The organism is Variovorax sp. FW305-3-2-15-B-LB1 (genome assembly GCF_058787635.1).
On sequence record NZ_JBYSZY010000021.1, the window covers coordinates 92,833 to 103,758 of the forward strand.

Below are 10,926 nucleotides of genomic sequence, written 5' to 3' on the forward strand. Positions count from 1 at the left end.
GCGCGCTCATGCGGGCACCGGTTGTTCGTTCGGTTCATTGCCGGCCGCGCCACGCAGGCGCGCCAGCACGGCGTCTTTCGGTCCGTCGAGAAACACCTTGCCGTCGCCGTCCATCACGACGATGCGATCGACCAGGTCGAGCACCGACAGCCGGTGCGTGGCCACCACCAGGGTCTGGCCCTGCGTGACGTGCGCCATGCGGCGCAGGAATTCATGTTCGGTCTGCAGGTCCATCGAGCTGGTGGGCTCGTCCATCAGCAGGATGCGCGGGCGCAGCAGCAGGCAGCGCGCCAGTGCCACCAGCTGGCGCTGCCCGCCCGAGAGGCCGTGGCCGCCCTCGCCGATGGGCATGTCGTAGCCGCGCGGATGGCGCGCCGCAATCGCGTCGATGCCGGTGATGCGCGCCACGTGCAGAAACTCTTCCGTGGTGGCCGAGGGGTGGCCGATGGTCACGTTGTCGCGCAGCGTGCCGTGGAACAGGCGCGCGTCCTGGCTCAGCAGGCCCACGGCGGCGCGCACGTCGGCCGGGTCGATCTGGCCCACGTCGACGCCGTCGAGCAGCACCTGCCCGGCACCGGGCTGGTACATCGCGGCCATCACGCGCAGCAGCGTCGACTTGCCGCAACCGATGTTGCCCAGGATGGCGATGCGTTCGCCGGCCTTGATCGCGAGGCTCACGTCCTGCAGCACCGGCGGTGCCGGCTGCATCGGCGGCGCGGGGTACGCAAAGTTGATCTTCTTGAGCGTGACGTGGCCGTTGAACACCGGCTTGGCCAGGTAGCGGCGCTCCGCCACGCGGTCGGCCGGCTTGGCCATCACCTGGTTGAGCGAGGTCAGCGCCGTCTTGGCCTGCTGGTAGCGCACCGCCAGGCCCACCACCGCCGCCAGCGGCGAGGTCGAGCGCCCGGCCAGGATGACCGTGCCAAACAGCGCGCCCATCGTGAACTCACCCGCATGGATGAGGTACACGCCCCACACCACCAGCACCACGGTCTGCACCTGCTGGATCAGCGTGACGAGGTTCACCGCCATGCTCGAGAGCTTGCGCGACTTCATGGAGCTGGTGGCCGCGAGCGCGCTGAAGTTTTCCCACTTCTGCTGCATCACGCCCTCGCCGCGCGCGGCCTTGAGCGACTCGATGCCTTCGATCGATTCGATGAGCAGGCCCTGCTTGAGCGAACCCTCGCGCAGGTTCTCCTGCATCACCTTGGCCAGCGGCCACTGGATGGCCACGCTGATGAGGATGATGAGTGGAATGGACAGCAGCGGCACCAGCGCCAGCGGCCCGCCGATCATGAAGATGATGCCCACGAACAGCAGGCAGAACGGCAGGTCCGACAGCGTCGAGATGGTGGCCGAGGTCACGAAGTCGCGCACCGACTCGAACTCACGCAGCTGGTTGGCCGACGAACCCGACGACTGCGGCTTGTGCTCCATGCGCGTGGACAGCAGCTTGCGAAACAGCATCGAGCCCAGGATCAGATCGGCCTTCTTGCCCGCCATGTCCACCAGGTGCGAGCGCACGTGGCGCGCGCTGAACTCGAACACGGCTTCACCGATCTTGGTGCCGTTCGTTGCCGCTTCCACCGTGTGATCGATGTTCCTGCCGTTGCTGTTGACGACGACCTTCGTCTTCTTCGTTGCCATGTGATTCCTAGTGCTTGCTGAATGAAAAACGGGACCGCAGCGGCACGCGCACGCGCGGCGCCAGCTCATACGGTTTGTTGACCGATGACTTTAGGAAGACGGTCCCGTTCCATCCATCGGACGAGTCCGAAAGCGGGTGCGACAAACATAGGCACAGGGCGAAACTGTGAACAAAGCCCCCAGGAGTTCGTACAAAGCACAAGGCCCTTGCGAGTCAGCGACTCGCAAGGGCCTTGAAGAAGACAGCGCCGCAGCGCGAAGCGGTCAGCGTCCGAGGTCTTTGGCGGACACGCCGCCGATGCCCCAGTTTTCCTTGGGCATGTCGTGCAGCCACACGCGCACGTTCTCCTTCGGCGCGTCGACGGCCTCGACGATGGCGCGGGTCACTTTCTCGATCAGCGCGCGCTTCTGTTCTTCGGTGCGGCCTTCGATGAGGTAGATCTGTGCAAAGGGCATTCGTGTACTCCTGCTGTGTGCTTCAGTGGTTGATGCAGATCAGACGAAGCGCAGGCCCACGCTGCCCATGCCCTGCACCTTCAGCGTGACGGCATCGCCCGCCTGCACGGCCACGGCCTCGGTGATGCCGCCCGACAGGATCAGCGTGCCCGCCGGAATCTCCTCGCCGCGCGCGCCCAGGTGGTTGGCCAGCATCGCGATCGCCGCGGCCGGGTGGCCGAGCACCGCGGCGCCCGCGCCGAAGGCCACGGGCTGGCCGTTCTTCTCCAGCACGATGCCCACGGTGCGCAGGTCGACCTCGCTCGCGGGCACGGCGCGCCCGCCCACCACGAAGCGCGAGGCCGAGGTGTTGTCGGCCACCACGCTCTTCAGGTCGAACTTGAAGTCGCGGTAGCGGCTGTCGATCACCTCGATGCCCGGCAGCACGAAGTCGGTGGCCGCGAGCACGGCACCGATGTGGCAGCCCGGGCCGCTGAGCGCGCGCTTCGTGACGAACGCGATCTCGGGCTCGACCTTCGGATGGATGAGATCGCTCACCTTGCACTCGCCGCCTTCGGGCAGCGCGTAGTTGTCGGCCATGAAGCCGAAGACCGGCGTGGTCACGCCCATCTGCTTCATCTTCGCGTGCGAGGTGAGCCCGGCCTTCAGCCCGATGATGCGGTGGCCGCGCGCGAGCTTGCGGCGGCGGATCTCGTTCTGGATGGCGTAGGCATCGTCCCAGTCCATCTCGGGATGTTCGTCGGTGATCTTGGGCGTGTCGCGCGCCTCGAGCTCGCAGGTCTCCAGGTGCTCGGCGAGCGCGGCGATGGTGTTCTTGTCGAGCTTCATGCCGCCACTCCTTCCTGTGGTTGCTGCACGGCCTGGCGTGCGCGGGCCAGCGTGATGGCCGTGTCTTCGATCATGTCTTCCTGGCCGCCGACCATGCCGCGTCGCCCCAGCTCCACCAGGATCTCGCGCGCGGGCACGCCGTACTTCTTCTCGGCGCGCTTGGCGAACAGCAGGAAGCTCGAGTACACGCCCGCATAGCCCAGCGTGAGCGAGTCGCGGTCGACGCGGATCATGTGGTCCATGATCGGCACGACGCGGTCCTCGGCCACGTCCTGGATGCGGAACACATCGACGCCGGTCTCGATGCCCATGCGGTCGCACACCGCCACGAACACCTCCATCGGCGTGTTGCCCGCGCCCGCGCCCAGGCCTGCGGCGGCAGCGTCGATGCGGTTGGCGCCGGCCGCAACGGCCGCGACCGAATTGGCCACGCCCATCGCGAGGTTGTGATGGCCATGAAAGCCCAGCTCGGTGTCGGCCTGGAGCGCCGCGCGCACCGCGCCGATGCGCGCCGTGACATCGTCCGGCAGCATGTGGCCGGCCGAGTCGGTCACGTAGATGCAGTTGGCGCCGTAGCCTTCCATGAGCAATGCCTGGCGCACCAGCGTCTCGGGCGAGGCCATGTGGGCCATCATGAGAAAGCCCACCGTGTCCATGCCGAGCCGGCGCGCCATCGTGATGTGCTGCTCGGACACGTCGGCCTCGGTGCAGTGCGTGGCCACGCGCACGGTGTGCACGCCCAGGCCGTGCGCCATGCGCAGATGGTCCACGGTGCCGATGCCAGGAATCAGCAGCGCCGACACCTTGGCCTGCTTCATCAGCGGGATCACGGCGCCCAGATACGCTTCGTCGGAATGCGCGGGAAAGCCGTAGTTGACCGAGCTGCCGCCCAGGCCGTCGCCGTGCGTCACCTCGATCAGCGGCACGCCCGCTTCGTCGAGCCCGCTGGCGATGTGCGTCATCTGTTCGAGCGTCATCAGGTGGCGCTTGGGGTGCATGCCGTCGCGCAGCGTCATGTCGTGCAGGGTGACGCGGCGGCCCTGCAGGTGGGTGTTCGTGGGGGTGGTCATGGGTGTGCTCCTAGGCCACGGCGGGCTCGGGTTGCGGGAGGCTGGCGAGCATCGCTTCGGCGAACATTTCGGCCGTGCGCGCCGCGGCGGCGGTCATGATGTCGAGGTTGCCGGCGTACTTGGGCAGGTAGTCGCCCAGGCCCTCGACCTCCAGGTAGATCGACACGCGGTGGCCGTCGAACACCGGTCCGTTCACGAGCTTGTAGCCCGGCACGTACTTGCGCACCTCGGCGATCATTTCGTGCACCGAGGCCATGATGCGCGCCTCGTCGGGCGGGCCTTCGGTGAGGCAGTGCACCGTGTCGCGCATGATCAGCGGCGGCTCGGCCGGGTTGACGATGATGATCGCCTTGCCCTTGGCCGCGCCGCCCACGCGCTCGACCGCACCGGCCGTGGTGCGCGTGAACTCGTCGATGTTCTTGCGCGTGCCCGGGCCGACCGAGCGGCTCGACACGGTGGCCACGATCTCGCCGTAGGCCACCGGCTGCACGCGCGACACCGCCGCCACCATCGGGATGGTGGCCTGCCCGCCGCAGGTGACCATGTTGACGTTGGCCGGCCGCGCACCGCCCGCCATGAGCAGGCTCTTGAGGTTGACCGGCGGCACGCAGAACGGACCGATGGCCGCCGGCGTGAGGTCGATCATGAGCACACCGAGCGCGTTGAGCTTGGCGCTGTTCTCGGCATGCACGTAGGCGCTGGTGGCGTCGAACGCGATCTGCACGCCGTCGGCCTGCACATGCGGCAAGAGACCGTCCACGCCCTCGGCCGTGGTCTTCAGGCCCATCTCGCCGGCGCGCTTCAGGCCATCGGATTCGGGGTCGATGCCCACCATCCACACGGGTTCGAGCACCGGGCTGCGCTGCAGCTTGGCGAGCAGGTCGGTGCCGATGTTGCCGGGGCCGATCAGCGCGCACTTGATCTTCGTTGGGGTCGTCATGGGGTTGTCTCCTTCAGTGGAAGCGCACCGAGCAGCCGCCGAGGCCGCCGATCGAGACGCGGAAGTTGTCGCCGGCCTTGGCGGGGAACATCGCTGCGAGCGCGCCCGACAGGATCACCTCGCCCGCCTTGAGCCCGATGCCCAGCGCGCCCAGCGTGTTGGCCAGCCACGCGACCGCATTCACCGGCGAGCCGAGCGCAGCGGCGCCCGCGCCGGTGGCGATGATTTCGCCGTTCTTCTCGAGCACCATGCCGCAGGTGGCCAGGTCGAGGCGGCGCGGATCGACCGCGTGGTCGCCGAGCACGAACACGCCGCAGGAGGCGTTGTCGGCCACGGTGTCGGCGATCTGGATCTTCCAGTCGCGGACGCGCGAATCGACGATCTCGAAACAGGGCATCACGCACTCGGTGGCGGCCAGCACGTCGGCGTTGCCGATGCCGGGGCCCATGAGGTCGCGCTTGAGCAGAAAGGCGATCTCGCCCTCGGCCTTGGGCTGGATGAGCGTGCGGCTGTCGATCGACTCGCCCTCGCCGATGACCATGCCGTCGAGCAGGTAGCCGAAGTCGGGCTGGAACACGCCCAGCATGTTCATCACGGCGCGCGAGGTCACGCCGATCTTCTTGCCGACGACGCGCTCGCCGGCGTCGAGTCGGCGCGCGATCATGCGTTGCTGCACGCCGTAGGCGTCGGCGATGGTGATGCCTGCGTGCCGGCTGGTGAGCGGCTCCACGACGCTGCGCTCGCGCAGCGCGTCGTAGAGCTCGTCGCCGAGCCGCTGGATGAGGGTGGGGTCCATGGGGGGTCTTTCCTTTGCTCTGTCTCGGGTGAATCAATCAATCGGTCAATCGGCTTCGTTCAGGAAGTCGCCGACCAGGCGGGCGAAGCGCGCGCTGTGCTCGATCTGCGTCCAGTGGCCGCAGCGGCCGAACACATGCAGCTGGCTGCGGGGAATCCACTGGCTCAGCGTGAGCGAGGTGGTCAGCGGGATCACCTGGTCTTCGCGGCCGTGGATCAGCAGCGTCTCGTGCGGCAGTGCGCGGATGGCAGCCTCCGGGCTCGCCATGGCATCGACCCAGCGCTGGCGCGGCGCCGGGAACATCGCGCCGAAGGTCTCCTGGAAGCCGGGCCGCGTGCTGGCCTCGTAGCGCAGCTGCGCGAGCTCGTCGGTGACGAGGGCGCGGTCGAACGCGAACACGTCCATGATCCGGCGCATGTTCGCGAACGAGGGCGTGTAGCCCCACACCGCGTCGAGCCCCGGCGTGATCGCGAACGGCACGCCCACGCTGCCCATGAGCACCAGCCGGCGCACGCGGTGCGGCGCGCGGATGGCGAGTGCCAATGCCAGCGCACCGCCGAAGGAGTTGCCCACCACGTCGGGGCGCTCGATGTCGAGCGCGTCGAGCAGGTCGAGCGCCTGCTGCACCCAGGCGTCCATGGTGTAGGCCGCGCCGGGCACGCGCTCGGTGAAGCCGAAGCCGGCCATGTCGGGCGCGATCACGCGGCGCGTCTGCGCGAGCACCGGCAGCACCAGCCGCCAGTTGGCCCACGCACTCACGCCCGGGCCCGAGCCGTGGATGAAGAGCACCGGCGCGCCCTCGCCCAGGTCGTGGACGTTGGTGTGGAACGCACCCGTGCGGATGCTGTTCGCGATTTCGGGGTTGCTCACCGCCGGGCCCTCACAGCTTGATGCAAACGTTGCGCAGCTCGGTATAGAACTCGAGCGAATGCACGCCGCCTTCGCGGCCGATGCCCGACGACTTGGCACCGCCGAAGGCGGTGCGCAGGTCGCGCAGGAACCAGCTGTTGACCCAGCAGATGCCGACCTGCACCTGCTTGGCCACGCGGTGGGCGCGGCCCAGGTTCTCGGTCCACACGGTGGTCGCCAGGCCGTAGTCGGTGGCGTTGGCCAACGCGATGGCTTCTTCCTCGGTGTCGAAGGGCGCGATGTGGCAGCAGGGGCCGAAGATTTCCTCGCGGATCACCGAGGCCGTCTCGGGCAGGCCGGTCCAGATGGTGGGCTGCACCCAGTTCCCCTCGGCCAGCGCACCCTTCATGGATGGCACGCCGCCGCCGGTGACGACGGTGGCGCCTTCCTTCACGGCCTTCGCGTAGTACGACAGCACCTTCTGCTGGTGCTCGCGCGAGATCAGCGGGCCGATGCCCACGCCGACTTCTTCCGACGGCCCCGGCTTGAGCGCCTCGGCCTTGGCCTTGAGCGCCGCGACGAACTTGTCGAAGATCGGCCGCTGCACGTAGACGCGCTCGGTGCCCAGGCACACCTGGCCGCAGTTCTCGAAGGCCGAGCGCGTGATGCCGGCCACGGCCTTGTCGAAATCGGCGTCGGCGAACACGATGCCGGCGTTCTTGCCGCCCAGCTCGAAGGACACGGGCCGCACGCCCTTGGCGGCCGCCCCCATGATGGCCTCGCCGGTGCGCGTCTCGCCCGTGAAGGTGATGCCGTCCACGCCCGGGTGCGTGGTGAGGAACTCGCCGGCCGAGTCGGGCCCGAAGCCGTGCACCACGTTGTAGACGCCGGGCGGGATGCCGACCGCGTTCATCACCTCGCCCAGCAGCGTGGCGGTGGCCGGCGTTTCTTCCGAAGGCTTGACCACCACCGTGTTGCCGCAGGCCAGCGCGGGGCCGACCTTCCAGGTCATGAGCAGCAGGGGCAGGTTCCACGGACACACGACGCCGATCACGCCCAGCGGCGAGCGCACGGCGTAGTTCAGCGCCTGCCCGCCGTCGGGCGTCGTCATCTCGAAGCTCTCGGTGGGTACGTTCTTCACGATGTCGGCAAACACCTTGAAGTTGGCCGCGCCGCGCGGGATGTCGACGTGCGAGGCCAGCGCGTGCGGCTTGCCGGTGTCGGCCATCTCGGCCGCCAGGAAGTCGTCGAAGCGCCGGTTGATCTCGTCGGCCACGGCATGCAGCAGCTCGACGCGGCGCGCGACGCTCATGCGGCCCCACTCGCCATTGAGCGCCGCGCGTGCGGCGCGCACGGCCGCATCGACCTCGCTGCGGCCGGCCTCGTGCACCTTGCCGATGACGCGGTTGTCCACCGGCGCGCGGTTGTCGAAGGTCTTCGTCGTGGCGACGAACTCGCCGCCGATGAAGTTCATGAACTGTTTCATCGCACCGTCTCCTTCAGGTCACCACGCTCAGGAAGTTCTCGTTGAGCTTGCGGTCGTGATAGAAGATCGCGCGCCCGAGTTCGTCGTCGGTCCACACCAGCGGCGGCTTGTCGGGGTAGAAGATGTAGCCGCCCGAGAACACCTCGTTGCGGTTGCCGCTCGGGTCGAAGAAGTAGATGGTTTCGCCGCGCGTGATGCCGTGGCGCGTGGGGCCGATGTCCAGCGACACGCGCTTCTTGGTGATGATGTCGGCCGCCTTGAGCACCTCGCCCCAGTTGTCGAGCAGGAACGAGGCGTGGTGGAACTTGTTCTTCTCGGGGTGGCGGATGAAGGCGATGTCGTGCGGCTTGGTCGAGCAGGTGAGAAAGGCCGCGATGTACATGCGCTCGGGGCCCGCCACCACGCTCTCGGCCAGCTGGAAGCCCAGCACCTCGGTGAACAGCTTCATGGTGCCGTCGAGGTCGTCGCCGTACAGCAGGCAGTGGTCGAAGCGCGAGGGCGCCATGCCCTTGAGGTCGTCGGGGTAGACCTCGGGGTTTTCATACGGCATGCCGTTGCCGACCTTCTCCTTCTCGGCGAAGAGCTCGATGGCATGGCCGGTGGGCACGGTGAAGCGAAAGCGCGGGCCGGTGCGCAGGTGCTCGCCGGCGTCGATCCACTGCATGTCGGTGGCCAGGCCGCTGGCCTTCAGGTCGGCGGCGAGCTGGTCGAGCGTGGCGGGCGAGTCGACGCGAAAGCCCATGAAGTCCATGCCGGCCTCGTCGGCTTCGCGCAGCACGACGCTGTGGTGGTCGTGTTCGTCCCAGGCCTTGAGGTAGATGCGACCCTGCGCATCGCGCCCGGTTTCGATCAGGCCCAGCACATCGCGGTAGTGCATGAGGGCGGCCCCGAGGTCGAGCACGCGCAGTTGCACGTGTCCGGGGCGAATGATGCCAGTGAGTGCCATGGAAGTCTCCTTTGGTGGGTGAGGGAAAGGTTCAGGTGGGGGAACGGGGAACGGCGGGCTGCGACGCGGCCAGGCGCCGCTCGATGCAGCGCGCCAGCTTCTCGACGGCGCGCAGGGCCAGGTCGCTCTGCGGGTAGGCGCGGCAGGCCAGCACGTAGCCCTGCGCTTCTTCTTCGGCGCTGACGTGGCAGCGGCTCATGCGCTCGCGGCGCACGGCGCCCGACTCGATGCGCACCTTGCACACGCCGCAACCGCCGCCGCGGCAGCCGACCGGGATGCCCTTGCGGCCAAGCTGCTCCATGCCGCCGAGCAGGGTCTGGTCGGCGCGGCACAGGTAGTGCTCGTGGGTGTTGCCGATGGCGACGGAAAAGCGCATGACCGGCTCCACGTCACAACGCCTTGAAGAGCGGGCTGCGCGGCGCTGCAGAGGCCGCATCGGCAGCGGTGAAGAATTTCTCGGTGTAGATGTCGCGCTCGAACAGGCGGCCCTGCATCAGCGTGGCGATGCAGGCCTCGGTCATTGGCGGCGGCCCGCACAGGTAGGCCTTGTGGCCGCGGAAGTCGTTCGCGAAGTGGGCCTTCAGCGCCTCGTGCGCGAAGCCGCGCGCCCCATGCCAGTCGCTGTCGGCCGGCAGGTCGGACAGCACGGGCACGTAGGTGAAGTTGGGGTGCCGCTCGGCGAGCTGCTCGAAGAGCGCGCGGTAGTACAGCTCTTCGGTGTTGCGCGCGCCCTGCACCAGCGTGATCGGCAAGGTGCAGCCTTCGGCCAGCAGGTCGAGCACCATCGACTTCGGACTCGACAGGCCCGAGCCGCCGGCCACGAAGATCATCGGCAGCCCCGCCGACTTGCGCACGAAGAAGCGGCCGTTGGGTGCGGTGAAGCGCAGCCGCTGGCCCACCTGCAGTTCGTCGTGCAGCCATCCCGTGGCGCGGCCGTTGGGCACGCGGCGGATGTGCAGCTCGACGAGGTGGTCGTCGGGTGCGTTGGCGATCGAGAAGGCGCGCGCGCCCTCCACGCCCGGCACGTGCAGCATCACGTACTGGCCGGCCTGGAACGGTGCTGGCCGGTCGGTGCGCAGCCACAGGCCGCGGATGGTGGGCGTGAGCATGCGGGCCTCGACCAGCTCGGCGTCGAAGTCTTCCAGTGGCAGGAACTGCGCGTCGGGGTCTTCGTCGATCTCGGCCTCGATGACCAGGTCGGCCTGCGCCATCGCGCAGCACGCGAGGATCTTGCCGTCGTCGCGCTCGAAGTCCATGAGCGCGAAGTTGGACGCGTCGCCGTGCTCGCACTCGCCTTCGAGCACCTGCACCTTGCAGGTGCCGCACACGCCGTGGCCGCAGGCGTGGGGCAGCCACACGCCGGCGCGCAGACAGGCGTCGAGCACGGTCTGTCCGTCGCGCGCCGCCACGGCCTGGCCGAGCGGCTCGATCATGATCTGGAAGCTCATGGCAAGGCCCTCCTTCCTGTGCTCAGCTGAACGAGCCGCCGATGCCCGTGAGCCCGGGCGTTCGAAAACGCAGCGCCGACTTGTGGACCAGGCCGTTGTCGGCCAGCGACTTCGCCGCGTCGGGCGCGAAGGGCTTGCCGGAGTCGAACCATTCGACCTTCGACCAGTCGACCTTTTCGAAGTCGGGGTGGCTGCCGTACACGCCGGGCAGCACGTCGCTGATGAGCGCGCCGAAGGGCATGGCCGCGGGCAGCGGCAGGCACACGGGGGCGCAGAAGAGCAGGTGGTCTTCCCAGCCGATGTAGAGCAGGCGGTTGCCGTGGAAGCGGTCTTCGCTGTCCATGACGGTGCCGGTGTAACCGGGGGCGAGTGCAACAACAGACATGTTGGTCTCCTTGTTTCGGGGTGAGCGCCGCCCACGCCGTGCGTGGGGCACGGCGGGAGCGCGGGGGTCGATGAG

General features: G+C 68.4%; 11 protein-coding genes and 1 pseudogene. All 12 read right to left on the reverse strand.

All coding sequences use genetic code 11. From position 1 onward, the window contains the following. Positions 1–6: 6 nt before the first annotated feature. Positions 7–1,647 carry an ATP-binding cassette domain-containing protein gene (locus AC3WQR_RS15515; protein WP_492742642.1) on the reverse strand — a complete coding sequence of 547 codons (1,641 nt, stop codon included), beginning with the start codon at positions 1,645–1,647 and terminating at the stop codon, positions 7–9. A 264-nt stretch (positions 1,648–1,911) separates the two neighbouring features. Then, positions 1,912–2,109 (reverse strand): annotated as a pseudogene (gene thmT / locus AC3WQR_RS15520) (2-hydroxymuconate tautomerase); the annotation flags it as partial. A gap of 33 nt (positions 2,110–2,142) precedes the next feature. Beyond that, entirely contained in the window at positions 2,143–2,931 is a 789-nt protein-coding gene (gene dmpH / locus AC3WQR_RS15525; protein ID WP_492742644.1) for a 2-oxo-3-hexenedioate decarboxylase, read from the reverse strand. Continuing rightward, positions 2,928–4,001, reverse strand: a complete 1,074-nt coding sequence (dmpG, locus tag AC3WQR_RS15530) for a 4-hydroxy-2-oxovalerate aldolase (protein ID WP_492742646.1) — start codon at positions 3,999–4,001, stop codon at positions 2,928–2,930. Before dmpG ends, dmpH begins: the two co-directional genes overlap by 4 nt. A 10-nt stretch (positions 4,002–4,011) precedes the next feature. After that, positions 4,012–4,941, reverse strand: a complete 930-nt coding sequence (locus tag AC3WQR_RS15535; protein WP_492742647.1) for an acetaldehyde dehydrogenase (acetylating) — start codon at positions 4,939–4,941, stop codon at positions 4,012–4,014. Positions 4,942–4,954: 13 nt separating this feature from the next. Beyond that, the gene (gene dmpE / locus AC3WQR_RS15540; RefSeq protein WP_492742648.1) at positions 4,955–5,737 is read right to left on the reverse strand and encodes a 2-oxopent-4-enoate hydratase; all 783 of its coding nucleotides are present in this window, start codon (positions 5,735–5,737) and stop codon (positions 4,955–4,957) included. A gap of 45 nt (positions 5,738–5,782) precedes the next feature. After that, positions 5,783–6,607, reverse strand: coding sequence for an alpha/beta fold hydrolase (locus AC3WQR_RS15545; RefSeq protein WP_492742650.1), 825 nt, complete (start codon positions 6,605–6,607; stop codon positions 5,783–5,785). A 10-nt stretch (positions 6,608–6,617) separates the two neighbouring features. Further along, positions 6,618–8,072 (reverse strand): 2-hydroxymuconic semialdehyde dehydrogenase, encoded by a 1,455-nt coding sequence (locus AC3WQR_RS15550; RefSeq protein ID WP_492742652.1) that lies wholly within the window; start codon positions 8,070–8,072, stop codon positions 6,618–6,620. 13 nt (positions 8,073–8,085) lie between these two features. Next, positions 8,086–9,018 (reverse strand): catechol 2,3-dioxygenase, encoded by a 933-nt coding sequence (locus tag AC3WQR_RS15555; RefSeq protein WP_492742653.1) that lies wholly within the window; start codon positions 9,016–9,018, stop codon positions 8,086–8,088. Positions 9,019–9,049: 31 nt separating this feature from the next. Continuing rightward, positions 9,050–9,394, reverse strand: a complete 345-nt coding sequence (locus AC3WQR_RS15560) for a 2Fe-2S iron-sulfur cluster binding domain-containing protein (protein WP_070062844.1) — start codon at positions 9,392–9,394, stop codon at positions 9,050–9,052. Between the two features lie 13 nt (positions 9,395–9,407). Beyond that, on the reverse strand, positions 9,408–10,466 hold the full coding sequence (locus tag AC3WQR_RS15565) for an NADH:ubiquinone reductase (Na(+)-transporting) subunit F (protein ID WP_369630167.1): 1,059 nt from the start codon (positions 10,464–10,466) through the stop codon (positions 9,408–9,410). 22 nt (positions 10,467–10,488) lie between these two features. After that, positions 10,489–10,851, reverse strand: coding sequence for a phenol hydroxylase subunit P4 (locus AC3WQR_RS15570; RefSeq protein ID WP_354344627.1), 363 nt, complete (start codon positions 10,849–10,851; stop codon positions 10,489–10,491). Positions 10,852–10,926: the final 75 nt, after the last annotated feature.